Genomic DNA, 24481 nt, shown 5'->3' with positions numbered 1-24481 from the left:
CCTCTTTTTAACAATAAATAATGACAAGGATGCGGCAGCGGCATGACTCACCGACTTATCTGGGTGGATAACCTGCGGGCACTGGCCTGCCTGATGGTTATCCTGATTCACACCACCACCTATTATGTGACCACCGGCGTGTCTGTGGGCAACCTGAACTGGGATATCGCCAACCTGCTGAATTCCCTGTCGCGGGTCAGCGTGCCGCTGTTTTTTATGATCTCCGGCTATCTGTTTTTCGGGGAAAAGAGTGCCGGAAAGAAGCACCTGCTGCGTATCGGCTGCTGTTTGCTGTTCTACAGCGCGGTATCGCTGCTTTATATCGCCCTGTTTACCCGCATCGGGTTCTGGCCGTCGCTGCGTAACCTGCTGTTCAAACCGGTGTTTTATCACCTCTGGTTTTTCTACGCGATCGCGGTGATTTACCTGCTCTCCCCGCTGATCCAGGTGAAGCCCGTGGCGGCACGCACGGCGCTGGTTATCGGTGTGGTGCTGGGGATTCTGGTGAACCCGCAAATGGCGCAGATTTCGTGGCATCAGTTTCACCTTATCCCGGTGAACCTGTTTGTGGCCGGTGACACCTTCTATTACGTGCTGTACGCGCTGCTGGGCCGCGCCATCGGCATGATGGACACCCAGCGGCGTGGCGTTACGATGCTGGCCGGGCTGTTGTTTGCCGCTGCCGTAGGGCTGATTGCCGTCTCCACCAAAAAACAGATGTTTATCAACGGCGCGTTTGCCGATACCTATTACGTTTACTGTGGCCCGCTGGTGTTTATCGCAGCCATTGCGCTGTTTGTCTGGGGCAAAAACAGCCTCGCCACAGCGATGCTGCCGGGTATGCGCCGGGTTGCCGATCACTCGCTGGCGATTTACGGGTTCCATGCGTTGATCATTAACCTTATCCGCAGCCAGAAATGGGATGTGATCCGCTGGCCGCTGCTGGATATGGTGTATGTGTTCGCGGTGGCGCTGGGCGTCAGCCTGCTGCTGGGCTATGCGGTGCGCCGCCTGGACCCACGGCGGCTGGTCAGCTGAGGCTCCAGCGTGCCTGGGCGCGCCGCAACTGGCGCGCAGAGGTAAACCCGGCGGCCAGGGCGGCCTGCTCAACGCCGCACCCCTCCTGCAAACGCTGGCGCGCCACCGCCAGCCGCAGCTGCTCGTGGTAATCCCGCACGCTGATGCCGAGATGCTCGCGGAACAGCCGGGTCAGGTGGCGCTCACTGACATGGGCGCGCGCCGCGACCTCCTCTACCTGCCAGCGAGCCTCGGGCGCAGCGATCAACGCATTCTGCGCCCGGTGCAGCGCCGGGTGCAGATGGTTGCGGTAACGCAGCCAGGGCGAAAGCTGTGGGTCATCACCGGAGCGGCGGAAATAGACCACCATGTCGCGCGCGACTTCCGTGGCCGCCTGCGGCCCCTGCACCCGGGCGATAAGATGCAGTGCGACATCGATGCCCGCCGTGATGCCTGCGCTGGTCAGCACCTGCCGGTCTTCAATAAAGATGCGGTTTTCCCGCACCTGGGCAGCCGGGGCCTGCGCCCGCAACCGGGCAATCACATCATGGTGAGTGGTGCACTGGTAACCATCCAGCAGCCCTGCACGGGCCGCCAGCAGGGTGCCGGAACAGACACCGACCAGCAGCAAATCGCCCTGTTCCAGCGCCGGGCGCTGCGCCCGCAGCCACGCCTCCACCCTCTGCGCCTCGGGAGTGTCAAACCCGGTACGCGAATCTTTCACCCCCGGTACGATCAGGATTGCGCCGGGCGGCAGCACATCCGGCAACGGGCAAATCCCACCTAATACCAGCCCGGTAGAACTGGTGACCTGCGGGGCCGGGCCGATATAGCGCAGGGCGAACTGCCCGGCAAGCTGTAACGCTTCTGCCGGGCCGGTGACATCCAGCGCCATAACGCCCGGCAGCACGATAAAGTACGCGTCGCGCTGCGCAGGTATGCTGTGCTGAACGGTGCGTTCAGCCTGATTCAGGGTCATCGCTTTTCTATACCGCCTGCTGTCAGTAGCCTGGTGTGATGGCCAATTGCTGCGCCAGATAACCCGCCCGATCCGGCTGCTCCTGTAGCAACATCCTGACGAACGCGTCACGCTCAAACGCCATTACCTGCATGTCCCAGACGCAGAATGACTCTTCACGCGCACGACGCCAGACGCCGTTATCAGTGACCCAGACGCTCATGCGCAGTTCGTTTTCATTGTCCCACCAGCCGGCTACCAGATAGTTCATGGTCTTGCCCTGATGCTCAATCAAAAAACCGACGCCGGGGCGCTGGGGCGTTTGCGCCTGCGGCGGCAACCACTGGGTGACCAAAGGATGCGCCGCCGCAAAATCCGCTTCTCCGGCCGCCAGCGGATAACGGATGGCGTAACGCTTCAGCGCCCAGTTGCCAAACGTCATCACGCCAAGCGGCGTGACCGGCCGCGGCAGATAAGGCTGGGGCTGCCAGACGGCCTCCGCCGCGGGCGCGGCTGCCGGCATCTCATCCAGCTCCCGTAAGGCACCCTCCACATTGCAGACATGGGCGAAACGCTCCGCCAGCACCAGCTCAGTCCGGTGCTTGATCGCCGCCGACGTGCTGGTTTCCCCGTTGGCATGCGTCATCGGGAAGGTCAGCGTCGCCTCGGTGACGTATGTCACACGGTAACCGAGATCGGAGGCTACCCGTGCCGTGGTCTCGCAGCACTGTTCAGTACGCATCCCACTGATAATCAAATGGTTAATGCCGCGGTCACGCAACCATTGGTCCAGCCCGGAGTCGGTAAGGGCGTTATGCACCTGCTTATGCACCACCAGATCCGGCTGATGTGTCAGGAACGGCAGCCGGGTCACCAGCCCGGAAGCCAGCGCAAACGGCCCCTGCGACACATGGAACACATCCACGACTGCCACCCCGCGTGCCTGGCAGCCTTCAACCAGTTGCTGCAAACGCTGCCGGAACAGCGGCAGATCCTCTTCCTGCCAGAATGGCTTATGGAGAAAGGAGTGTTGAACATCGATAACCAACAGCGCGCTCTGTGACATATCCGGCCTCCGCCTGAGTAAAGTAACCCCATAGTGGCGTAAGTAAAAAAGAAGCGGAATGCCAAAAACAGCCATTCACCTGCCAGGGCAGGACGTATCACCTGCCAGGGCAGGACGTATCACCTGTCAGGGCAGGCTTGCCCTGCGTTGAAACGCCTGACTTATTGCATCAACGGCGCAAGCTGCCGGTAAAGTTGCCGGAACGTCTCCCGCTGCGCCGCATAGACCTGATGTTTTTCTGCATCCGGCTCGTGCGTTTGTTCCAGCGGCAACGGCGGTAACAGTTCGGCCAAAGGGATGCCGGGGCTGAGGGCGATTTGCGCCAGCCGCGCCGCGCCGAGTGCCGGGCCGACATCCCCCCCGGTGCGGTACTCCAGCGTCTGGCCACTGACATCCGCCAGCATCTGCCGCCAATAGGCACTGCGCGCACCGCCGCCGATAAGCGTGATGCGTTGTGGCCGCAGGCCGGTTGCGTGCAAGACGTCCATCCCGTCTGCCAGGGCAAAACTCACCCCTTCCAGCACCGCCCGCCCGAGGTCGGCCGGGCCATGCTGGTGGGTCAGCCCAAAAAAGGTACCGGTGGCATTTGGGTTATTATGTGGCGTCCGTTCGCCGGAGAGATAGGGCAGGAACCAGACCGGAGACGCAGCCGGCGGTGCCTGTTCAACCTGTTGCAGCAGCGCCGGCACGCTGTCACACCTGGTCAGGCGGCAGACCCAATCCAGGCACGAGGCGGCGCTCAGCATCACGGACATCAGGTGCCAGGTCTGCGGCAATGCGTGGCAGAAGCTGTGCACCGCCTGCTCCGGGTTACTGAGGAAGCCGTCACTCACCGCAAAATAGACGCCGGAGGTGCCCAGGGAGAGCATCGCCTGCCCGGCCTGGTATAGCCCGACGCCGACCGCCCCGGCGGCATTGTCGCCGCCCCCGGCAATCACCGGCACGTCGGGCATCGCCCAGCGGCGCGCGACCTCCGGTTTCAACCGGCCGGTGATGTCACTGCCTTCATAGAGCGTTGGCATCTGCGCACGCGTCAGGCCACAGGCGGCCAGCAGCGTGTCACTCCAGTCACGTTTGCCGACATCCAGCCACAGAGTGCCTGCCGCATCCGACATATCGGTCGCGAAGTCGCCGGTCATGCGCAGGCGCAGGTAATCTTTCGGCAACAGCACCTTATCAACACGGCGGAAAATCTCGGGCTCATGTTGGGCTACCCAGAGCAGTTTCGGGGCGGTAAACCCCGGCATCATCAGGTTACCGGTGATGCGGCGCGCATCCGGCACGGCCTGCTCCAGCGCGCGGCACTGGGCAAAACTGCGGCCATCATTCCATAAAATGGCCGGGCGCAGCACCTGTTGGTCGGCATCCAGCAGCGTGGCACCGTGCATCTGCCCGGTCAGCCCCAGGGCTTTCACACGGCTGAGATCCTGCTGCCCGCCCAGCCCCTGCATTGCGCGGTCAACTGCCTCCCACCATGCGTGCGGGTCTTGCTCAGACCACAGCGGGTGGGGGCGCGACACCGCCAGCGCCTCACTCTGCTGGGCGACGACGTCTCCCGCCTCGTTGATCAGAATCGCTTTGACGCCCGATGTGCCCAGATCAATACCGATGTACATGATTTCTCCCCGAAACAGGCAAACAAATTACATGAGCAACACAGGCCGGCATCTGCGCCGGCCTGTTTTCGGGCTTGCGCCCGGATGTCAGCAAAATAACCGGTCAGCCAAACAAATAGCGGTTGACCAGGTTCTCCAGCTGTTCCTGGCGGCCACTCTGGTGGTGCGGGGCCAGGTTATGTTGTTCAGCGTAGGCGGCCAATGCTTCCAGCGACAGCTTCCCTTGCAGGATCTGCTGGCCGAGCTCCTCACTCCAGCCGGCATAACGTTTGGCGACCAATGTGTCCAGCCCGCCCTCTTCGACCATTTTCGCCGCCACTTTCAACGACAGCGCCATCGTATCCATCGCGCCGATATGCCCATAGAACAGATCATATTTATCCGTGCTCTGGCGGCGGACTTTGGCGTCAAAGTTCAGGCCGCCGGTCGTGAAACCACCGGCTTTTAAAATCTCATACATCACCAGCGCGTTCTCTTCCACGCTGACCGGGAACTGGTCAGTGTCCCAGCCCAGTTGCGGATCGCCGCGGTTGGCATCTACCGAACCAAAGATGCCGAGCGCAATGGCCGTGGCAATCTCATGATGGAATGAGTGCCCGGCCAGGGTGGCGTGGTTAGCCTCAATGTTGACCTTGATCTCTTTCTCCAGGCCGAACTGTTTCAGGAAGCCATACACGGTGGCGACATCGTAATCATACTGGTGTTTGGTCGGCTCCTGCGGTTTCGGCTCAATCAACAGGGTGCCCTGGAACCCGATCTTATGTTTGTGCTCCACCACCATCTGCATAAAGCGGCCAATCTGTTCCCGCTCCTGACGCAAATCGGTATTCAGCAGTGTTTCATAGCCTTCACGGCCGCCCCACAGCACATAGTTCTCACCGCCCAGCTTTTGGGTGGCATTCATGGCGGTGAAGACCTGGGTCGCAGCCCAGCTGAAGACTTCCGGGTCCGGGTTGGTGGCGGCTCCGGCGGCATAACGCGGATGGGTAAAGCAGTTGGCGGTGCCCCACAACAGTTTCACGCCGCTCTCCTGCTGCTTCTGCGCCAGGATGTCAGTCATCTCGGCAAAGTTGCTCAGGTACTCTTTCAGGGAGTTGCCCTCGGGCGAGACGTCCACATCATGGAAGCAGTAGAACGGGACATTCAGCTTCTGGAAAAACTCAAATGCGACATCCGCCTTGCGTTTTGCCAGCGCCAGCGCATCACCGGACTGCTGCCACGGGCGCTCAAACGCACCGACGCCGAACATATCTGCGCCGTTCCAGCAGAAGGTGTGCCAGTAGCAGGCGGCAAAGCGCAGATGATCAGCCATGCGTTTGCCCAGGATAAGCTCATCCGGGTTGTAATGGCGGAATGCTAACGGGTTGGTACTGGTGGTGCCTTCGAACCGGACTTTATCAAGCTGATCAAAATAGGATGGCATTATGGGCTCCTCGGGATCTGGCCCAGCACTGGCTGAGCATGCGGAGCGGTTATCTTGGGATCCTTCGGCAGCCCTCACAATTACGTTATTTCACACTCAACTTCAGAGAATACACAATTGTGCAGCAGATCTCATAAATAGCCCTGCCAAGCGAAAAAAAGCCGGTATTTGCGTGATGCTTTCCAGCCTGAGGCTGATTGGAAATAAGTTTCAGCAGGGAACTATGATCTCCATCATAAAACGGAAAATAAACTAAAAAACGTAATAGGCCAGTTAAAATCTGCAATTGCTGATAATTTATGCAGCGTTAACAATTCACCAGCCATTAAAAGTGGGCCATTTCTCTTACCCTGTACGGTTCATTAAAAAAGGTTTACACAATGAAAATGAAAAAAGTATTGCTCGGTGTATGTGCGGCGTTGGCGCTGATCAGCCAGCCGGGGATGGCAAAAGAGATTAAAATCGGCATGGCGATTGATGACTTGCGGCTGGAGCGCTGGCAAAAAGACCGGGATATTTTTGTCAACCAGGCTAAAACCCTGGGGGCGGATGTATTTGTGCAATCCGCTAATGGTAATGAAGAAACTCAGATGTCGCAGATTGAGAATATGATTAACCGCGGCGTGGATGTGCTGGTGATTATTCCCTATAACGGCGAAGTATTAAGTAATGTGATTGCCGAAGCCAAGCGGGAAGGTATTAAAGTGCTGGCTTATGACCGGATGATTAATAATGCCGATATCGATTTTTATATCTCTTTTGATAATGAAAAAGTCGGGGAATTGCAGGCCAAAAGCCTTATCGAAAAAGTGCCGCAGGGGAATTATTTCCTGATGGGTGGCTCGCCGGTGGATAACAACGCCAAACTGTTCCGAAAAGGGCAGATGAACGTACTTAAGCCACTGATAGACAGCGGAAAAATAAAAGTGGTGGGTGATCAGTGGGCGGATGCCTGGTTGCCGGAAAATGCGCTGAAAATTATGGAAAATGCGCTGACGGCCAACAATAACAAAATTGATGCCGTCGTCGCCTCCAATGATGCCACCGCAGGCGGTGCGATTCAGGCGCTGTCCGCACAGGGGCTGGCGGGTAAGGTGGCTATTTCCGGCCAGGACGCGGATATGGCGGCAGTAAAACGTATTGTGGCGGGCAGCCAGACCATGACGGTGTATAAACCGATTACCCAATTAGCCACAGAGGCGGCAAAAATCGCCGTTGAACTGGGTAACGGAAACACGCCGAAATCGAATGCCACATTAAATAACGGCAAAAAAGAGGTGCCCTCTTATTTACTGACGCCGATTCAGGTTGATAAGAACAACATTGACAGCACCATTGTCGCGGATGGTTTCCATAAGAAATCAGATATCTATTAATGCCGGCCTGCCGGCATTTACCGCCGGTGCCGGCCCGTTCACCTTACGGCACCGGCCGGGATTATCGCTGAATCACGCGGCATCTGGAGGGAATTATGCCCTGCCTGCTGGAAATGCATAATATCACTAAACAATTTGGCGTGGTTAAAGCCGTTGATAATGTCAGCCTGCAACTGGACGCCGGACAGGTACTCTCTCTGTGCGGTGAAAATGGATCGGGTAAATCTACATTAATGAAAGTGTTATGTGGTATTTACCCACACGGCAGTTACCAGGGGGAAATCTATTTCGCCGGTGAGCTGCTGGCCGCAAAAAATATCCGTGAGACAGAGCAGCGCGGCATCGCGATTATTCATCAGGAGCTAGCGCTGGTAAAGCAGATGTCAGTGCTGGAAAACATGTTCCTCGGCAGCGAGTGGGGCCGTTATGGCGTGCTGGATTATGACGGCATGTATTTGCGCTGTCAGCGGATGCTGGCGCAAGTGCGGCTGGAGATAGACCCCGATACGCCGGTGGGCGAGCTGGGGCTGGGGCAACAGCAACTGGTGGAGATTGCCAAGGCGCTGAATAAGCAGGTGCGGCTGCTGGTCCTGGATGAGCCGACGGCGTCCCTGACCGAGCGGGAAACGGACATCCTGCTGGACATTATCCGCGACCTGCGCAATCACGGCATCGCCTGCATCTATATTTCCCACAAGCTGAATGAGGTCAGCGCCATCTCTGACCTTATCTGCGTGATCCGCGATGGGAAGCACATTGCCACCCGTGAGGCGGCTACCATGAGCGAGGAGAGCATTATCGCCATGATGGTGGGGCGCGAACTGACCGAACTCTACCCGCCACACCAGCATCAGCCGGGGGAGGAGATCCTGCGGGTGGAGCACCTGACGGCGTGGCATCCGGTTAACCGCCATATCAAACGGGTGGATGATGTCAGCTTCAGCCTGCGGCGCGGTGAAATACTGGGTGTCGCCGGGCTGGTCGGTTCCGGCCGGACGGAGACCGTGCAGTGCCTGTTCGGGGCCTATCCGGGGCGCTGGCAGGGCAGCATTTTCATCGATGGGCAGCCGGTCACCCTTCGTACCTGCCAGGACGCCATGCGCAGCGGCATTGCCATGGTGCCGGAAGACCGGAAGCGGGACGGCATCGTGCCGGTGATGGGGGTCGGGGCCAATATTACCCTGGCCGCGCTGGCTGATTTTACCGGACGGCTCAGTGTGCTGGATGACGCTCAGGAGCAGTCAGTTATTCAGCGTTCCATCAGCGCCTTGCGGGTCAAGACCTCCTCCCCGGAGCTGGCGATCGGCCGCCTGAGCGGCGGTAACCAGCAGAAAGCGATTCTGGCCAAGTGCTTGTTGCTCAACCCGCGCATTCTGATCCTGGATGAGCCAACGCGTGGGATTGATATCGGGGCGAAATCTGAGATCTACAAACTGATTAACCAACTGGCCCAGCAAGGGATCGCGGTGATAGTTATCTCATCGGAATTGCCGGAAGTTCTGGGCCTGAGCGACCGGGTGCTGGTCATGCATCTGGGTAAATGCAAAGCCTCCCTTATTAACCGCAACCTGACGCAAGAGCAGGTGATGGAAGCGGCTCTCAGGAGTGAACCCTATGTCGAAAATTACACAGTCTGACGCTGCGCCGGTGGCCGAACCACGCGGCGTTTTGCAGCGCCTGAAGCACATTAACCTTCAGGTGTATGTGATGCTGGCCGCGATCGTCATCATCATGCTGTTTTTCACCTTTACCACGGACGGGGCCTATATCAGCCCGCGCAATATCTCTAACCTGCTGCGCCAGACAGCCATCACCGGCATTCTGGCGGTCGGCATGGTCTTCGTGATTATTTCCGCTGAAATCGATCTTTCGGTGGGGTCGATGATGGGCCTGCTTGGCGGTGCCGCCGCGATTTTTGATGTCTGGCTGGGCTGGCCATTACCGCTGACCGTGATCGTTACGCTGGCGCTTGGGTTGCTGTTGGGTGCCTGGAACGGCTGGTGGGTCGCGTACCGAAAGGTGCCCTCATTTATCGTGACCCTGGCGGGGATGCTGGCATTCCGTGGGGTATTGATCGGGATTACTCACGGCACAACCGTTGCCCCCACCAGTGAAGGCATGTCCCTGATTGGGCAAAGCTACCTGCCGGGCGGCGTAGGCTTCGGCATTGGTGCCGTAACGCTGCTGCTGTTTATCGGCTGGCAGTGGCGGCGGCGTCAACAACGGCAGGCGCTGAACCTGCCGCTGCCTGCGGCCGGGAAAGCGGCGTCCGGCCATGCACTGACCGCCATTATTGTGCTGGGTGCCATCTATTTGCTGAACGATTACCGCGGCGTACCGACACCGGTGCTGGTGCTGGCTGCCCTGATGCTGGGTGGTCTTTTTATGGCCACCCGTACCGCCTTCGGCCGCCGTATTTATGCGATTGGCGGCAATATTGATGCGGCACGTCTCTCCGGCGTGAACGTTGAGCGTACCAAACTGGCGGTATTTGCCATTAACGGGCTGATGGTCGCGATTGCCGGGTTGATCCTCAGCTCCCGGCTGGGTGCGGGCTCACCTTCTGCCGGGAATATTGCCGAGTTGGATGCCATTGCCGCCTGTGTGATCGGCGGCACCAGCCTGGCGGGCGGGGTTGGCAGTGTCGTCGGCGCGGTGATGGGCGCGTTTATTATGGCGTCGCTGGACAACGGCATGAGCATGCTGGACGTCCCCACGTTCTGGCAATACATCGTCAAAGGGGCCATTTTGCTGCTGGCGGTATGGATGGATTCTGCCACCAAGCGCCGTGCCTGAGCCTCTTCATTGATAACCGGCGGCGTGTGAAGCGGATTAAATGCTTCACCAGACAAATAGCTCGAGAAGGATCACACTTGGTTCATCTTTTATGCCATGAAGGCAGGTGGCTGTGCTATCCAGAAGGCAGTGAATCAACGGGATAACTCACCATGTTCGAAAAGCGCTACCGCATTACGCTGTTGTTTAATGCCAATAAGGTTTATGACCGGCAGGTAGTTGAGGGAGTAGGCGAGTACTTACAGGCGTCACAGTGCGACTGGGATATTTTCATCGAAGAGGATTTCCGTTGCCGGATTGACAACATCAAAGACTGGCTGGGCGACGGCGTGATCGCTGACTTTGACGACCGGAATATTCAGTCCCTGTTACAGGGGGTGAATGTGCCGATTGTCGGGGTCGGTGGTTCGTATCACCGGCCGGAGGATTACCCGGCCGTGCACTATATCGCCACGGATAACCAGGCGCTGGTGGAAGCGGCGTTTCTGCACCTGAAAGAGAAGGGCATCAACCGGTTTGCGTTCTATGGGTTGCCGCGTGCCAGCGGCAAACGTTGGGCGCAGGAGCGGGAACATGCCTTCCGGACGCAGGTTGCGGCTGAACAATATCAGGGTGTGGTTTATCAGGGTATGGAGACCGCGCCTGAGAACTGGCAACACGCGCAAAACCGGCTGGCCGACTGGGTGCAAACCCTGCCGCAGCAGACCGGCATTATTGCCGTTACTGATGCGCGCGCCCGCCACCTGTTACAGGTTTGCGAGCATCTGGATATTCCGGTACCGGAAAAATTGAGTGTTATCGGCATTGATAATGAGGAGCTGACCCGATACCTCTCGCGCGTGGCGCTTTCTTCCGTGGTGCAGGGCACGCGCCAGATGGGCTACCGGGCCGCCAAATTATTGCATCAGTTACTGAGTGATAACTCCCTGCCACTGCAACGTATTTTAGTGCCGCCGGTAAAAGTGGTTGCCCGCCGTTCAACGGATTTCCGTTCATTGCGCGATCCGGCCGTCATTCAGGCGATGCACTTCATCCGCTATCACGCCTGTAAGGGCATCAAAGTCGAACAGGTGCTGGATGCGGTGGGAATTTCCCGTTCTAATCTGGAGAAACGCTTCAAAGATGAAATTGGGCAAACCATTCACGGCGTCATCCACGAAGAAAAGCTGGAGCGGGCGCGTAACCTGTTAAAAGCAACATCGCTTTCCATCAACGAAATTTCGCAGATGTGCGGCTACCCCTCGTTACAGTATTTCTATTCCGTGTTTAAAAAAGACGATGATATGACCCCAAAAGAGTATCGTGAGCGCTACGGCGAGAGTGTGTATTAGATCGCGGTCAGATCGGAAAAAATGGTATTGAAAAAGCGTCACCGGCTTTCTTTTTCTCTTTCATTTTCTTTGTGAATATAAATAAAGTCCTAAAAAATCAAAGAGTTGAGTAATGAAATGAAAGGCGTATGATAACGGCGGGTGCCTGGACATGTCTGTTCCGGGCAGTCCGGCACAGACAAAGAAAAGGCCCCACTTAACGTTAATCAAGTGAGGCCGATCTGTATGACTCACAACATCAGGTTAGCCTCTTACCCGCCGCAAGGCAAGGAATTGGAGGCCAGTATGCTGCAAAAAAGTGGGGTTATTTGTGTGATCGTTATTTGCATCACGTTGTTGATTTTTATGTGGATAACGCGCAGTTCGCTCTGTGAAGTGCGGATCAGGAATAACAATATCGACGTTGCAGTCATCCTGGACTACGAATCCTGAGGGTAAGGCAACCGGGGCGGGCGCTTGCCCGCCCCTTCGTTGCGATGCATCGCTGCCCTGCACCCTTTTAACAAGCCCGCTTCGGCGGGCTTTTTTATTCAGGATTGCAGGGGGTCAGGGCAGGGTAATAGTGATACTTTCGGCGGCTGTTTCCGGCGTAATCATTGTACCTCTTTCATCCTGCTGATAACCCGCGTGGCGGACGTCAGTCAGTGTCATCACATTACGCAGGCAGAGCCGCCAGCCTGGGGCATTGCCTGTTGTCTGCAATGTAATCTGTTGGCCGTGTCGTTCAGCCCGCAGGGTAAATTGCGTCACCCCTGCCTGATCCACCAACCGGCTTTCGGCATGGTGTCCATCTTCCAGCTCAAACAGCTGGAAGAGCGGGCGTTCGCAATAATCATAATCAGGGCGTTGATCCTGGCTGCCCAACGCCAGCAGGGTATTCGGGCGGACATAGAGCGGCAGGCTGGTAAAATCATGCTGCTCTTTATGCCAGCGCCCGCCGTCAAGACGGGTATTGCTGAACAGGTGCGTCCAGCGTCCTTCCGGCAGATAGAAACTGACATCGCCCCGTTCACTGAACACCGGAGCCACCAGCAGGCTGTCACCCAGCATATATTGCCGGTCAAGATAATCGCAGGCGGGATCGTCCGGGAATTCCAGCATCATGGCGCGCATCATGGGGGTGCCGTGTTCGGCGGCATCGGCGGCCTGTGTATAGAGGTAAGGCATCATCCGGCATTTCCATTCAGTAAAGTGGCGAACCACATCACAGGCCTCATCATCATAGGCCCAGGGCACCCGGTAGGATTTGCTGCCGTGCAGGCGGCTGTGGCTCGACAGCAGGCCAAAAGCGCACCAGCGTTTGTAGATATGCGCCGGAGCGGTATTTTCAAACCCGCCGATGTCATGGCTCCAGAAGCCAAAGCCGGAAAGGCCCAGTGAGAGTCCGCCACGCAGGCTCTCTGCCATAGATTCATAAGTCGCATAGCAGTCACCGCCCCAGTGCACCGGGAATTGTTGTGCGCCTACTGAAGCTGAACGGGCAAACAGCACCGCCTGATCACGCCCCAGTTTCTCCTGAAGCGTGCGATACACCAGTTCGTTGTAGATAAAAGCATAATGGTTATGCATTTTTTGCGGACAGGCACCGTTTGCCCACACCACATCCGTTGGGATCCGCTCGCCAAAATCGGTTTTAAAGCAATCAACACCCATGTCAATCAGGCGCTTAAGATGCCCCGCATACCATTCACAGGCGCCGGGATGGGTGAAATCCACAATGGCCTGTCCGGGCTGCCACTTATCCCATTGCCAGACATCGCCGCCAGGGCGCTTCAGCAGGAAGCCTTTTTCCATCCCTTCCTTAAACAACGGGGATTTCTGGCCGATGTAGGGGTTAATCCACAGGCAAATTTTTAAACCGCGCGCTTTCAGCCGGGCCAGCATACCTTGTGGATCAGGGAAGGTGGCCGGGTCCCATTCAAAATCGCACCACTGGAATGCTTTCATCCAGAAGCAATCGAAATGGAACACATGCAGCGGCAACCGGCGCTCTGCCATGCCGTCAATAAAGCGGTTAACGGTTTCTTCATCATAGTTAGTGGTGAACGACGTGGTCAGCCACAAACCGAAAGACCAGGCGGGCGGCAGTGCCGGGCGACCGGTGAAGCGGGTGTAGCGATCGAGTACCTGCTTAGGCGTCGGGCCGTCAATCACAAAATAGTCCAGATGCTCGCTTTCCACGCTGAACTGCACTTTAGAGACTTTTTCCGAGCCCACTTCAAAGGAGACACATTCCGGGTGGTTTACCAGCACGCCGTAGCCTTTGTTGGTCAGGTAAAACGGAATATTTTTGTAGGCTTGTTCAGTGCTGGTGCCGCCATCACGGTTCCAGGTCTCGACTGTCTGGCCGTTTTTCACAAAAGCGGTAAAGCGTTCACCCAGGCCATACACTGTTTCCCCCACTGCCAGGTCGAGCCGCTCATAGAGGTAGTTTTTCCCGGTCTGGCCATCCTGCACATAACCGGCTGATTTTGCGCCGCTGCCGGTAATGCGTTCACCCTGCCGCAAGAAGTCGAGCGCCCAGTTCTCCCCTTTGGTAATGCGTACGGTCAGGTCGCCGCTGTGCAGGGCGGCGAATTCGCTGTTCTCTTCACTGTGGATTGGGGTATCCGCCAGGCAGTTCAACGGGTAGTGTGGGCCGCGCGGTAATACCCCCTCAAAGTGAGCAATACGGACGCCGATGATGCCGGGTTGCGGTGCGGTGAAGCGCAGGGTAAAGAGCGGTGAGTCAACCTGCCCGGCCCGTTCGCGTGCATCCCGTGGCGCGGCATAGACCACCATTTCCTGTGCAAGATGCTGCACCTCGAATACCTGTAAAGGGTGGATAAGCGTAAGGCCCGGCTGGATTAACCAGTTGCCGTCACTGATTTTCATCTCACTTCTCCTGTTACTTCAAAAATTGTTGCTGGTTACGGCGAACGCCTGCGGCCAGCTCATCAAGAATGGTTCGCAGCATCGGGGTGCGCAGGGTATAGAAGCGCTTGCAAATTAACGCGCTCAGCAGGTAGCAGATCCCCGGTACCAGGGTGAACAGGGCGATAATGCTGGTGAGGGTGGCTGCATTTTGCGTTGCCGCGCCGGACTGGTAGCCCGCCCCGGCCAGTAACCAGCCAATCAGTGCGCCGCCGAGGGCCAGCCCGAGCTTCAGCACAAACAGGGTGCCGGCAAAGCTGATGCCGGTCAGGCGCTTGCCGTTTTTCCATTCGCCGTAATCCACGGTATCGGACATCATCACCCACTGGATCGGCGTCACCAGCTGGTGCAGCACACCGATAATAAAGATGAAGATAAACATGGTGATATTGGCACTGACCGGTACCCAGAACATGGCAAGGCTGAGCACGGCCAGCGCTGCGTTAGTCCACCAGAAGACGCTGACTTTGCATTTCCAGTCTGTGAGCGGTTTTGCCAGGGCACTGCCGAACAGATTCCCTACTGAGTAGGTGGCGAGGAACATCGCGAACACGGCCGGGTTGCCGAGAATATAGGTGACGTAATACATCATTGCCCCGCCACGCACCGACACCGCCAGGATATTCAGCAACGTCAGCCAGCCCACCACGCGCCACTGGTCGTTTTGCCAGATGTCGCGCAAGTCCTCACGCATGGTGCCTTTGAGTGTGCCTTCGTCACTGACACGCTCTTTGGTGGTGGCGAAACAGATAGCCAGCATCACCACCGCGACCAGCGCCAGCACGGCAATCCCGCCCTGGTAACCGAGCGCTTTATTCTCCCCGCCAATCAGTGACACCAGCGGCATCATCAGCACGGTGCTCAGCATGCCGCCTGCGGTGGCCAGCACAAACCGGTAGGATTGCAGAGAGATACGCTGGGCCGGATCGGCAGTGACCACGCCGCCCAGGGCGCAATAAGGGATATTGACCACCGTATACATCAGCGTCAGCAGGGTATAGGTCACGGCGGCATAAATCATTTTTCCGCTCATGCTGAGATCCGGGGTGCTGTAGGTAAAGACGCAGACAATGCCGAAAGGAATGGCACCGAACAGAACATAAGGACGAAATTTGCCGAAGCGGGTGCGCGTGCGGTCAGCGATGAGCCCCATGCAGGGGTCGGAAATGGCATCCAGCGCACGGGCCAGTAAAAATAGGGTGCCGACATACCCGGCCGGGATGCCGAAAATATCCGTATAGAAAAACATCATATACAGCATGACATTATCAAACACGATGTGGCTGGCTGCATCCCCGAGACCGTAACCGATTTTTTCTTTAACCGAGAGAACTTCACTCATTTCAACCATCCCTAATCAGGCGTGCTGCGCGTAAAGGTAGCCACGTTTTTAAACCAGCCGGATGAGGGCGGCCATTCTGATATTTGTTTATGAAATTACGTTTCTTTATTTATGTGATCGCGGTAACCGGTTTTTGTGAAAGGATTTTTTCCTTTACGGCAGCACAGGCCGGTAAAAGAGGATCTGTGGAGATGAAAATAAAACGTGATGATGGGAGCATCACGTTTTATCAATAACAGGAATGGATTGGCGTATTACTGCGGGACGCGCCAGCTGTCGTAATAAATATGTTCCGCCTGAAAATTGATTGCTTCTTTTTCGCCGGTCAGCCGCCAGGCCAGATAAAAAGCGAAGTCGAACGCCACGCCCAGGCCCCGGCCGCTGATCAGGTTGCCATCCTCCACGACATGCGCATCCACGTAGACGCCATCATCCACGGTGTGGTGGAGATCGCCTGAGCAGACGTAGCGCCTCCCCCGTAACAGCCGGTTGCCGCCGAGTACCCGTGCTGCGGCCGAGCAGAGCGGGCAGATCCATTTTTCTGCCTGATCGTGTTCACGGATAAACTCCGTCACCTGCGGGCTGGCCGCCAGGTTTACCGTGCCTTGCGGGCCGCCGGGCAGCACGACCGCATCAAACAGCGTGGTGCGCACGTCTGATAACAGGCAGTCGGCCGTGACATTCAGCCCGTGATAACTCACCACGTGGCGCGTGGCCTGGCAGGCCACGGTGACGACGTCCACCCCCAGCCGCTGTAACACGTCGAGTACGATAACTGCTTCCGCTTCTTCAAATCCTTCTGCCAACAGTATGGCGACACGCTTGCTCATCCTGACTCCTGCTCGTTAATGAATGGGCGACCAGGGGGCAGCATAACAAAGGGATTTTTATAATTGGAACGCTGTTTTAAAAATTTACGAGGCGGATCGCAGAAAAGGTAAGCGTGACAGGAAGGGGCCGGAAGCGGCCCCTGAACGGGCGGTTAATCGCTGAGGGACAAAATCGCCCGCCCATTTATTTTTATTTCTCCTGTTAATAAAAGATACCGCGGTATCTTTATTATGCACGTGCTCGCCGTGTGCCTCATTAAATAATAAAGTGTGGGGTAGATGGATTTTTTTTTGGTCAGGGTGTTGAGCATCGGGTAGCACGGTAAATTTCACCTGCCTTTTATGCTCTTTAATGTAACGGGGAAATGTGATTAATGGATAACCATAAAGTCTTCGATAGCAACAATATGGTAATTTCTCTGGCCTGCAACAGGGAGTGTTTCATGGATAACACATTTCACCAGTGTAGACGGGAAACCCGGCACAAAAGGCGTTCTCTTACAAATCAGCATATAATTAGTGCCATGAACACGCTGGTGCCCACAATACAGCACCGGCATATAGCCTATACCGACCAGCGGCTCCACCAGTGCGGGAAAGGCACCGGCCAGATTCTGGGGTAAAGAGCAAGCCTCAAGATATTCATTAATAATCCAGTGTGCAGTCATTATATTTCCTTTGTGGTTAACAGAATGAAAACGTAGCGGGTAAGAGGCGTTAAGCCTGTTTCCGCAGTCTATGCAGGCTATTTAACTTTTTGGTGAATATAAATAAATGAGGGCCGTAATGACAAATTATGTAATTAAAGGGCTGAGTTCTGTGATTTTGGTCGCATAGTTAATAACAGGTAAGCATAACCTAAGAAATAATGCATTGAGTCCAATATATAATGAGGGTAGTAGTTTTAACCCAAAACTATTTCCGCATTTGTGTTCTCCCTGACGCAAACCTGAATTGCGTCAGGGCGTCCGTGTTATTTGCTTTTTTTCTGGTTATCCATGCGGCTGAGCAGAAATTTCAGCAGCAGTACCAGTGCCACTGCCCCGATAATCAGCAACGCGCCGGACGTCTTTTTGTCCAGTGACCCCAGCAGGGTTTCAATGAAATGGCCGCAGAAATAGCCCAGCAGCACCCAGACCAGCGCCCAGATGCAGGCACCCAGAATGTTCAGGCTGACAAAACGAGCCACCGGCATTTTACTGGCACCAATAATCAGCGGGCCAATAATGCGGAAGCCATACATAAACCGGACACCCAGGACAAACAACGCCGGATGGTGGTTAATGAGCTGGTTGGCGCGGTCAATCTGCGGTTTCCGGCGTGTCAGTTTGCCCAGCAACATTGGGCCAAACCGGCGTCCGGCAAAGTAGAGGATCTGATCACCCAGGCAGCCGCCAAAAGCCACGACTGCCAGCACCCAGGGTAATTTCAGCAAGCCATGATGTGCGGCAATACCGCCGAGCAAGGTAATGGTTTCCCCCTCCAGCAGGCAGCCGGCCAACAGCGCCCAATAACCATAGTCAGTAATAAGCTGTGCAATATCCGGCATAAAGGTCCTTACAGACTGAGCGTGATGCGAATAAAAAATAAACACATTGACTCAGGTAATACAAAACAGAGATAACAATAGCTTAGTCAATAAATGGCCGGGAACCTACGCTCGCCGTGCCGTCTTTTTCAGCTGCCAAGGAGCACACCATGTTTACCCTGTATGTGGATGATCACTATTTCAGCCCTTATGCCCTGTCTGCATTTGTGGCGCTGACAGAAAAAGGCGTTGCGTTCACGCTGGAGACCGTGGCGTTGGGGGCGGGTGAACAGCAGCAACCGGCATACAGTGCCCTTTCACTGACGCAGCGGGTGCCGACGCTGGTGGAGGGCGATTTCCGGTTATCAGAGTCCTCCGCGATTGATGAGTATCTGGAAGAGTGTTTTCCGGCCCCCGATTATGTGGCCCTTTACCCGGCGTCGCGCCGGCAGCGGGCAAAAGCGCGGGAAGTGCAGGCATGGTTGCGCAGTGATTTGGGCGCAATCCGTACTGAGCGGCCAACAGACGTGGTTTTCGGCGGGTTGCGAATGGCACCATTGACCCCTGCCGGGCAGCAGAGCGCAGAGAAACTGATCGCTGCCGCCGGGAAACTGTTGCCGGAGGGGCAGCACACGCTGTTTGAGACGTGGAGCATCGCGGATACCGAGCTGGCGCTGATGCTCAACCGGCTGATCATGAACGGAGATGCCGTACCGGCCCGGCTGGCCGCGTATGCACACGCGCAGTGGCAGCGCCCGTCCGTGCAGCGCTGGCTGATGTTGTCGCAGCAAAAGCAGTAACATCAACAAGAAAGGCGCAGCAGATGCCGCGCCCTCTGAAACAGGCCCAGACCGTCGCAGGATCAGGCCGTGCCGGTGCCGCCGTCCGATCCCCAGACCTGCCCGGAGGTGAAACTGGCTTCCTGGGAGGCCAGCAGCACATACAGCGGGGCGATTTCGACCGGCTGGCCGGGGCGGCCAAACGGCGCATCGCTGCCGAACTGCATCACTTTTTCCTGTGGCTGACCGCCGCTGGACTGCAAAGGTGTCCAGTAAGGGCCGGGCGCCACGGCGTTAACCCGGATGCCTTTCTGTGCGATCTGCTTGGCCAGCGCTTTGGTAAACGCCACAATCGCGGCCTTGGTTGACGCGTAATCCAGCAGGGCTTCACCCGGTTTGAATGCCTGCACCGAGGCAGTATTAATAATCGCTGCGCCCGGTTGCAGATGCGGGATGGCGGCTTTGGTCAGCCAGAACATCGCATAGACGTTGGTTTTGAAGGTGGTATCAAACTGTTCGCTGGTGAGATCCAGAATCGAATCCACGGATTGCTGGTGACCGGCGTTATTCACCACAATGTCCAGCCCGCCGAGCTTCTCCACGGCTTCACTCACCAGTTTTTTGCAGAATGCCTCGTCACGCAGATCGCCGGGGATCGCCACGGCATTGCGCCCTTCGGCACGGATCAGGTCGATCACTTCGCGCGCATCCGGCTCTTCTACTGGCAGGTAGTTGATGGCGACATCGGCCCCTTCACGGGCGTAAGCAATGGCCGCGGCACGGCCGATGCCCGAATCACCGCCGGTGATCAGCGCCTTGCGGCCAACCAGTTTGCCGGCACCGCGGTAGCTGTTTTCCCCATGATCGGGGCGCGGCTGCATTTTGCCTGCCAGCCCCGGCGGGTCTTGCGGCTGGCGGGCGAAAGGCGGTTTCGGATACTGATCAATCGGGTTCTGTTTAACCGCCAGCGGCACGGCCTGCCCGGCGGTGCTGGTGTCCCCGGTGGCGGCTTGTGCCACGCCCGGCAGCGCCATGCCTGCCGCCACGCCGCCTAACATGCCGCCGACCACCTGTCGCCGCGAAATACCTTTTTTGCCTGTGGGTTCCACTTCCTGCCTCCTTAAGGTCTGCATTGTCTTTGTCCGGGCTGGCCGGAAAAGCGGGAGTTAACCCTTAAAGGATAGTGGGCATGTGACGGCCGTCCACAAATTGAGCAAAATTGGTGTAATAGCGTCTCGCTTTCCGGCCGGCAATGGCTGGGTTTACCACGGCCGGCCGGGGCGGCGTTCTAAAATGCTTAGCGGCGTGTGGTTGCCAGGCGGGCAGCAAACGCCAGGAAAACGCAGCCGGTCAGCCGATCCAGCGTTTTGACCACTGCCGGGCGGCGCAGCCAGCGTGCCAGCGGGCGGGTAGCGGCAATCAGCGTGCAGGACCACAGCGTACCGATCAGCACATGGATCACCGCCAGGCCAAATACCGAGGCAGCCATCGGGTAACCGGACGGCACAAACTGCGGCAGGAAGGAGACATAAAACACGCCCATTTTAGGGTTGAGGAGATTGCCGAACAGCCCTTTGACGAACCAGTTACTGCCGGGGGACGCCGCGGTTGCCGTTTCCGGTGCCATAGCGGTGCGCGGCCGCAGGATCATGTTCAGGCCAAGCCAGCAGAGGTAGCCCGCGCCGATCCATTTCAGGGTGGTAAACGCCAGCTCGGAGGCGGCCAGCAGCGCCCCCAGCCCAAGCGCCACCAGTGCGCCCCACACCAGGCACCCGGCGTTAATGCCCATCGCGGCCTGTAAGGCTTTACGGCTGTTTTCTGTGGCGGCAGTGCGCAGGATTAAGGCAGTGTCCAGCCCCGGCGTCAGGGTCAGTACCCCGGCAGCAAAGGAGAAGGAAATCAGGGATTCAGTGAGGGTCATGGCGGCTCCGGCTAAAGAAAGAGGCCAGCATATAAGCCGCTCAACAGGCAGGCAACTGCTTGTTAGTGAAAGGTTGTCATTATGGAAGATGTGCCGAAAAACACGCTGTAATTAAGGGAAGGGGGTGACATCAGGCATCCAGTGAACCGGCATCGCGTTGCGCCTGCCGGCATCACCTGGAATACGCCGGGCTTATTTATAGAGTTCAGCTGTACCGTGCAGCTTGTTGTTGCCGGTCACGGAAATGATGCGGTAGGAAGAGGCACCCGCCTGCTGGGCTTTCTCTGCCAGTTGCGCTTCTACGGTGGAGAGGTCGGTTGCACCGCTGGCAGTGACCACGCCCAATTTCTCACCGGCGTCTTGTTGGGTCAGGGTTGCTGCCGCAGCAGTACCGGCGAAGGCAGCCAGGGAGAGGGTAGCAGCTACTGCAAAATATTTGATGTTTTTCATGATGCATTTCCTGTCAGTAAGAGTTGAATTTATCCGGTTTGAAAGGGCGTTTCCTTTCGATGAGATAATTATAGGCGGCAGGGGTTCAAAAGAAAAACGGGATGTTTTGAGGAACTCATTCAAAAAAACTGGTGTATATTTTACGCAACCTTACCCTGAACAAACCTTGATTGACATGCTTTATGTCAGCGCTGGAAAAAGGCCCGTAAGTGGTACAAAAAAACGCCGCAGATGAAGAAATAAGCGCCTACATGCTGATTTTGTGCAGTTTTCTTAACCCCTGCTAGACTTACTTTTGTTTACACCGCGGCGGGAGATGCCGGTGCGGCACAGGAACGTAAACATGTCGCTGTGGCGACGCCCGCATGGCGTAACAGCCCGGCTAAAGACACTGTTGGAGGAGTCTATGGGAATTTTATCTTGGATTATTTTTGGTCTGATCGCAGGTATCCTGGCTAAGTGGATCATGCCGGGTAAAGATGGCGGTGGCTTCTTCATTACCATCATCCTGGGGATCATCGGTGCCGTGGTCGGTGGCTGGATCAGTACGTTCTTCGGCTTTGGCCGGGTGGATGGCTTCAACTTCGGCAGCTTTGTTGTCGCGGTTATCGGTGCGCTGGTGGTGCTGTTTATCTACCGTAAAGTCCGTAGCTGACACAGACCGTTGTTCAGGGCCGGCGGCGTGATAAGCCAGGCCCGATACGGCTGAAAAGCCTGAACCTGCTTTCCAGGGGTTCAGGCTTTTTTATTGCCGCCTGCCTGGCTTCAGCCTTTTACTGGGGCTGATGCCGGCCAGGTTTTTAACGTCACGGCGACGTCCATCAGCGGCTCATGCTGCTGGAAACACTGGATCCCCATCCTGAGCACAACGCCGCCGGCGCTGTCGCCCAGAACCAGTGTCGGCGTAATGCAATAGTGCAACGAAGCAGGCTGTTGCACCCGGCCGGTATAGAGCAGCGACGCCGAAAACCGGGTTTCATGGTGGGTTTGCACCAGCGGCACCTGCGTAAAAACATCAACCAGGTTGGTGGCGTGCAACCCAGGCAACACGTCATGCACGGTTATCAGGGTTTCAGGCGCATGCACGATCCGGCTGAACAGCATGGCATCCAGGGCTATCCAGGGGTATGCGCCGGTCACAGCAGAGATCTTATCCAACAGGGCAAACATCGGGCCGTAGCAGAGTTCATACGGGGTATAGGCCTCTGCAAAGGTGAGGGCTGACGTTTCATGCAGCGCGGCGGAATAGGTGACGTCACCAGTATGCCGCGCCACACATTTCGCCTGCCACTTTTTTGCCTCCGGCGATGCGGCGATCGGCAATTCATACGGGGTGCGGCATAGCGTCGGCTGCCGTAAGCGTGCATGAAACCGCAGCACGGTGTCTTCCGGGAAGGTGGCCCGGCCTGCCGCCCGGCTCAGTGCGGCTTTGCCGTCCAGCAGGGCGCGCATCCCATGAATGGCTACCTCGGGTAAGCCCATGCTTGCCGCCCGTTTCAGGTCAAAATGCAGCGGATTGCGGTCACCTGAAAATTCGGCCCACTGCTCAGCATGCTGTGCGGTATAGATGAGGCTCATTGCGCACTCCGGAAAATATCCTGCGCGGCTCCTTCCAGGCACTGATTCAATGTCGTTATCTCCTGTTCTGTTTATGATGTTTTTCAATACCGCCGCGGCCTGGTGCCATCGCCTTAATAGGGGGACAGGGCGTAAATAGCCTGATCAGAAAGGTATAGAAAAACAGAATAATAACGTGCTCCGTAAGATGCTATTAACGTATTTATAACGATGCGGCGGCCATTAAAAAACCGGCGTGTAAAAGGCCGGTTCGGGGCGTGTCATCAGCACCAGTTTTTCGGATGATATTCGATAAATGACTTATTTTTATCGACGTTACCATGTTTGTTATAGCATCTGTAATCGACAACACATGCGTTTTTGTTGTCGCTTATATAGGTAAATGCCTTACATGTATTCGGTTTGCCGCCGCCGACGATCTCATTTGCTTTCAATGGGCTGATAATTTGCATAAAAACATCCTTTTATAAAATGAATCATGATGGGGAAAGTAATCGTTATTAAGGTGGTTACATTTCCTCAAAAGCCTATTGATAACTTTTTCAGAAATTAAACAACCGGTGACGCTTTATTTAAGCTGTTTTTCTGGTAACGCAGGCTGTACATATTAATAAAACAGGGAAGCACAGTATTTATTCAATGGCTTGTGAGCAATTAAAGGGGAAAGATAAAAATGAGTCAAGAGATTTGTCTTTAATTAATTATCTATAAGGGGAATGAGTTATTGCGCAGGTTAATAAAGTACAACGTTATTTTTATTTTATATTTTCATTTTGGAATATATTCAGCCCGGATATTAATTTAAGCCGCCGTCACGTTGACTTTTTACAGCAGGGCCGCGAACGCGCGGCCACCCTCAAATTGCCACCAGCCCCCGTACCCCGTCTGCGTCCATCTCCGGGCCACGCCCGCGCTGGATAATCGTGCCGCGTGACATCACCAGATAACTGTCCGCCAGCTCTGCGGCGAAATCATAAAATTGCTCCACCAGCAGAATCGCCATATCACCGCGTGCTGCCAGCGTGCGGATAACCAGCCCGATTTCCTTGATCACCGAGGGCTGAATACCTTCGGTGGGTTCGTCCAGAATCAGCAGTTGCGGCTTACCGGCCAGCGCCCGGCCAATCGCCAGTTGCTGCTGCTGGCCGCCGGAGAGATCGCCGCCGCGCCGCTGTTTCATTACCTTCAGCACCGGAAACAGGCTGTAAATTTCCTCCGGCACCTGCCGCGCCTGCGCGCCGTTAAAGCGCGACAGCCCCATCAGCAGGTTCTCCTCCACGGTCAGCCGGGGGAAGATTTCCCGCCCCTGCGGCACATACGCGATGCCTGCCTGCACCCGCTGGTGTGGTTTGCGGCGGGTGATCGCCTCATTCTGCCAGTGAATGGTGCCGGATTTAGCCGGCAACAGCCCCATCAGGCACTTCAGCAGGGTGGTTTTCCCCACACCGTTACGCCCCAGCAAACAGGTGACCTCGCCCACACGTGCCTCAAACGACAGGCCGCGCAAAATGTGGCTGCCGCCGTAATACTGGTTCAGCTCATTGACCTGTAACATCT

The 24481-nt window shown here is 56.4% G+C and carries 23 protein-coding genes; 8 read left to right on the top strand and 15 right to left on the bottom strand.

The window, feature by feature from the left end; translation table 11 throughout:
- The first annotated feature begins 42 nt into the window (after positions 1–42).
- A complete protein-coding gene (locus CYR52_RS01035) occupies positions 43–1038 on the top strand; it encodes an acyltransferase (RefSeq protein WP_101827796.1) in 996 nt (331 codons plus the stop codon).
- On the opposite strand, the gene CYR52_RS01030 is transcribed toward CYR52_RS01035, so the two are convergent.
- The 4 genes from CYR52_RS01030 to xylA form a co-directional block, all read right to left on the bottom strand.
- A complete protein-coding gene (locus CYR52_RS01030; RefSeq protein ID WP_072927726.1) occupies positions 1031–1996 on the bottom strand; it encodes a GlxA family transcriptional regulator in 966 nt (321 codons plus the stop codon). The genes CYR52_RS01035 and CYR52_RS01030 overlap by 8 nt on opposite strands.
- 22 nt (positions 1997–2018) lie before the next feature.
- Complete coding sequence (locus CYR52_RS01025) at positions 2019–3041, bottom strand: cysteine hydrolase family protein (protein WP_072927725.1); 1023 nt, start codon at positions 3039–3041, stop codon at positions 2019–2021.
- Positions 3042–3202: 161 nt separating this feature from the next.
- Entirely contained in the window at positions 3203–4657 is a 1455-nt protein-coding gene (gene xylB, locus CYR52_RS01020; RefSeq protein ID WP_101827795.1) for a xylulokinase, read from the bottom strand.
- A 103-nt stretch (positions 4658–4760) separates the two neighbouring features.
- Positions 4761–6080 (bottom strand): xylose isomerase, encoded by a 1320-nt coding sequence (gene xylA, locus CYR52_RS01015; RefSeq protein ID WP_072927722.1) that lies wholly within the window; start codon positions 6078–6080, stop codon positions 4761–4763.
- Positions 6081–6460: 380 nt separating this feature from the next.
- On the opposite strand from xylA, the gene xylF reads away from it, so the two are divergent.
- From xylF to CYR52_RS00990, 5 genes are all read left to right on the top strand, one after another.
- Positions 6461–7456, top strand: coding sequence for a D-xylose ABC transporter substrate-binding protein (gene xylF / locus CYR52_RS01010; RefSeq protein ID WP_101827794.1), 996 nt, complete (start codon positions 6461–6463; stop codon positions 7454–7456).
- 95 nt (positions 7457–7551) lie between these two features.
- Positions 7552–9093: a xylose ABC transporter ATP-binding protein gene (locus tag CYR52_RS01005; protein ID WP_072927719.1), complete on the top strand. Its 1542-nt coding sequence runs from the start codon at positions 7552–7554 to the stop codon at positions 9091–9093.
- A complete protein-coding gene (gene xylH / locus CYR52_RS01000; RefSeq protein WP_072927717.1) occupies positions 9071–10252 on the top strand; it encodes a xylose ABC transporter permease XylH in 1182 nt (393 codons plus the stop codon). The genes CYR52_RS01005 and xylH overlap by 23 nt, the downstream gene beginning before the upstream one ends.
- Before the next feature lie 152 nt (positions 10253–10404).
- Positions 10405–11583, top strand: coding sequence for a D-xylose utilization transcriptional activator XylR (gene xylR, locus CYR52_RS00995; RefSeq protein WP_072927715.1), 1179 nt, complete (start codon positions 10405–10407; stop codon positions 11581–11583).
- Between the two features lie 225 nt (positions 11584–11808).
- Positions 11809–12015 carry a Hok/Gef family protein gene (locus CYR52_RS00990; protein WP_101827793.1) on the top strand — a complete coding sequence of 69 codons (207 nt, stop codon included), beginning with the start codon at positions 11809–11811 and terminating at the stop codon, positions 12013–12015.
- Between the two features lie 114 nt (positions 12016–12129).
- Here CYR52_RS00990 and yicI read toward each other — a convergent pair whose 3' ends face one another.
- The 5 genes from yicI to CYR52_RS00965 all read right to left on the bottom strand — a co-directional run bounded on the left by yicI (position 12130) and on the right by CYR52_RS00965 (position 18217).
- The gene (gene yicI, locus CYR52_RS00985) at positions 12130–14457 is read right to left on the bottom strand and encodes an alpha-xylosidase (protein WP_101827792.1); all 2328 of its coding nucleotides are present in this window, start codon (positions 14455–14457) and stop codon (positions 12130–12132) included.
- A gap of 13 nt (positions 14458–14470) precedes the next feature.
- Complete coding sequence (locus CYR52_RS00980; RefSeq protein ID WP_101827838.1) at positions 14471–15838, bottom strand: glycoside-pentoside-hexuronide family transporter; 1368 nt, start codon at positions 15836–15838, stop codon at positions 14471–14473.
- 254 nt (positions 15839–16092) lie between these two features.
- Entirely contained in the window at positions 16093–16668 is a 576-nt protein-coding gene (locus tag CYR52_RS00975; RefSeq protein ID WP_101827791.1) for a DJ-1/PfpI family protein, read from the bottom strand.
- 371 nt (positions 16669–17039) lie between these two features.
- On the bottom strand, positions 17040–17336 hold the full coding sequence (locus CYR52_RS00970) for a hypothetical protein (RefSeq protein WP_072927707.1): 297 nt from the start codon (positions 17334–17336) through the stop codon (positions 17040–17042).
- 305 nt (positions 17337–17641) lie between these two features.
- A complete protein-coding gene (locus CYR52_RS00965) occupies positions 17642–18217 on the bottom strand; it encodes a DedA family protein (RefSeq protein ID WP_072927705.1) in 576 nt (191 codons plus the stop codon).
- Positions 18218–18366: 149 nt separating this feature from the next.
- Between CYR52_RS00965 and yfcF the strand changes: the two genes are divergently transcribed.
- Positions 18367–18996: a glutathione transferase gene (gene yfcF / locus CYR52_RS00960; RefSeq protein WP_101827790.1), complete on the top strand. Its 630-nt coding sequence runs from the start codon at positions 18367–18369 to the stop codon at positions 18994–18996.
- Between the two features lie 62 nt (positions 18997–19058).
- Here yfcF and CYR52_RS00955 read toward each other — a convergent pair whose 3' ends face one another.
- The 3 genes from CYR52_RS00955 to bhsA all read right to left on the bottom strand — a co-directional run bounded on the left by CYR52_RS00955 (position 19059) and on the right by bhsA (position 21346).
- Positions 19059–20084 carry an SDR family oxidoreductase gene (locus tag CYR52_RS00955; RefSeq protein ID WP_241506093.1) on the bottom strand — a complete coding sequence of 342 codons (1026 nt, stop codon included), beginning with the start codon at positions 20082–20084 and terminating at the stop codon, positions 19059–19061.
- 188 nt (positions 20085–20272) lie between these two features.
- On the bottom strand, positions 20273–20896 hold the full coding sequence (locus CYR52_RS00950) for a LysE family translocator (RefSeq protein ID WP_072927702.1): 624 nt from the start codon (positions 20894–20896) through the stop codon (positions 20273–20275).
- Positions 20897–21088: 192 nt separating this feature from the next.
- Positions 21089–21346, bottom strand: a complete 258-nt coding sequence (gene bhsA / locus CYR52_RS00945) for a multiple stress resistance protein BhsA (protein WP_072927700.1) — start codon at positions 21344–21346, stop codon at positions 21089–21091.
- A gap of 406 nt (positions 21347–21752) precedes the next feature.
- Here bhsA and CYR52_RS00940 point away from each other — a divergent pair, with 406 nt between their 5' ends.
- Positions 21753–22001: a GlsB/YeaQ/YmgE family stress response membrane protein gene (locus CYR52_RS00940; RefSeq protein ID WP_072927699.1), complete on the top strand. Its 249-nt coding sequence runs from the start codon at positions 21753–21755 to the stop codon at positions 21999–22001.
- Between the two features lie 110 nt (positions 22002–22111).
- Here CYR52_RS00940 and CYR52_RS00935 read toward each other — a convergent pair whose 3' ends face one another.
- From CYR52_RS00935 to urtE, 3 genes are all read right to left on the bottom strand, one after another.
- The gene (locus CYR52_RS00935) at positions 22112–22924 is read right to left on the bottom strand and encodes a hotdog family protein (RefSeq protein ID WP_101827789.1); all 813 of its coding nucleotides are present in this window, start codon (positions 22922–22924) and stop codon (positions 22112–22114) included.
- Positions 22925–23187: 263 nt separating this feature from the next.
- A complete protein-coding gene (locus CYR52_RS00930; protein WP_072927696.1) occupies positions 23188–23376 on the bottom strand; it encodes a hypothetical protein in 189 nt (62 codons plus the stop codon).
- Positions 23377–23780: 404 nt separating this feature from the next.
- Positions 23781–24479 carry an urea ABC transporter ATP-binding subunit UrtE gene (gene urtE / locus CYR52_RS00925; protein WP_072927694.1) on the bottom strand — a complete coding sequence of 233 codons (699 nt, stop codon included), beginning with the start codon at positions 24477–24479 and terminating at the stop codon, positions 23781–23783.
- Between the last annotated feature and the right edge of the window lie 2 nt (positions 24480–24481).

This window comes from Chimaeribacter arupi (assembly GCF_002858805.1).
In the GTDB taxonomy this organism is placed as follows: Bacteria; Pseudomonadota; Gammaproteobacteria; order Enterobacterales; family Enterobacteriaceae; genus Chimaeribacter; species Chimaeribacter arupi.
Note: the sequence above shows the minus strand (reverse complement) of the source record. Positions and strands in the feature narration are given on the sequence as shown.

What these genes read in the sequence shown, in the direction of transcription:
- urtE (WP_072927694.1), bottom strand. Translation starts at nt 24,479, where the DNA reads ATGTTACAGGTCAATGAGCTGAACCAGTATTACGGCGGCAGCCACATT.
- xylA (WP_072927722.1), bottom strand. Translation starts at nt 6,080, where the DNA reads ATGCCATCCTATTTTGATCAGCTTGATAAAGTCCGGTTCGAAGGCACC.
- CYR52_RS00940 (WP_072927699.1), top strand. Translation starts at nt 21,753, where the DNA reads ATGGGAATTTTATCTTGGATTATTTTTGGTCTGATCGCAGGTATCCTG.
- CYR52_RS00970 (WP_072927707.1), bottom strand. Translation starts at nt 17,336, where the DNA reads ATGACTGCACACTGGATTATTAATGAATATCTTGAGGCTTGCTCTTTA.
- CYR52_RS00930 (WP_072927696.1), bottom strand. Translation starts at nt 23,376, where the DNA reads ATGCAAATTATCAGCCCATTGAAAGCAAATGAGATCGTCGGCGGCGGC.
- CYR52_RS00965 (WP_072927705.1), bottom strand. Translation starts at nt 18,217, where the DNA reads ATGCCGGATATTGCACAGCTTATTACTGACTATGGTTATTGGGCGCTG.
- CYR52_RS00950 (WP_072927702.1), bottom strand. Translation starts at nt 20,896, where the DNA reads ATGACCCTCACTGAATCCCTGATTTCCTTCTCCTTTGCTGCCGGGGTA.
- yfcF (WP_101827790.1), top strand. Translation starts at nt 18,367, where the DNA reads ATGTTTACCCTGTATGTGGATGATCACTATTTCAGCCCTTATGCCCTG.
- xylF (WP_101827794.1), top strand. Translation starts at nt 6,461, where the DNA reads ATGAAAATGAAAAAAGTATTGCTCGGTGTATGTGCGGCGTTGGCGCTG.
- CYR52_RS00990 (WP_101827793.1), top strand. Translation starts at nt 11,809, where the DNA reads ATGACTCACAACATCAGGTTAGCCTCTTACCCGCCGCAAGGCAAGGAA.
- CYR52_RS00980 (WP_101827838.1), bottom strand. Translation starts at nt 15,838, where the DNA reads ATGAGTGAAGTTCTCTCGGTTAAAGAAAAAATCGGTTACGGTCTCGGG.
- yicI (WP_101827792.1), bottom strand. Translation starts at nt 14,457, where the DNA reads ATGAAAATCAGTGACGGCAACTGGTTAATCCAGCCGGGCCTTACGCTT.
- bhsA (WP_072927700.1), bottom strand. Translation starts at nt 21,346, where the DNA reads ATGAAAAACATCAAATATTTTGCAGTAGCTGCTACCCTCTCCCTGGCT.
- CYR52_RS00935 (WP_101827789.1), bottom strand. Translation starts at nt 22,924, where the DNA reads ATGAGCCTCATCTATACCGCACAGCATGCTGAGCAGTGGGCCGAATTT.
- CYR52_RS01030 (WP_072927726.1), bottom strand. Translation starts at nt 1,996, where the DNA reads ATGACCCTGAATCAGGCTGAACGCACCGTTCAGCACAGCATACCTGCG.
- xylR (WP_072927715.1), top strand. Translation starts at nt 10,405, where the DNA reads ATGTTCGAAAAGCGCTACCGCATTACGCTGTTGTTTAATGCCAATAAG.
- xylB (WP_101827795.1), bottom strand. Translation starts at nt 4,657, where the DNA reads ATGTACATCGGTATTGATCTGGGCACATCGGGCGTCAAAGCGATTCTG.
- CYR52_RS00975 (WP_101827791.1), bottom strand. Translation starts at nt 16,668, where the DNA reads ATGAGCAAGCGTGTCGCCATACTGTTGGCAGAAGGATTTGAAGAAGCG.
- CYR52_RS01025 (WP_072927725.1), bottom strand. Translation starts at nt 3,041, where the DNA reads ATGTCACAGAGCGCGCTGTTGGTTATCGATGTTCAACACTCCTTTCTC.
- CYR52_RS01005 (WP_072927719.1), top strand. Translation starts at nt 7,552, where the DNA reads ATGCCCTGCCTGCTGGAAATGCATAATATCACTAAACAATTTGGCGTG.
- CYR52_RS01035 (WP_101827796.1), top strand. Translation starts at nt 43, where the DNA reads ATGACTCACCGACTTATCTGGGTGGATAACCTGCGGGCACTGGCCTGC.
- xylH (WP_072927717.1), top strand. Translation starts at nt 9,071, where the DNA reads ATGTCGAAAATTACACAGTCTGACGCTGCGCCGGTGGCCGAACCACGC.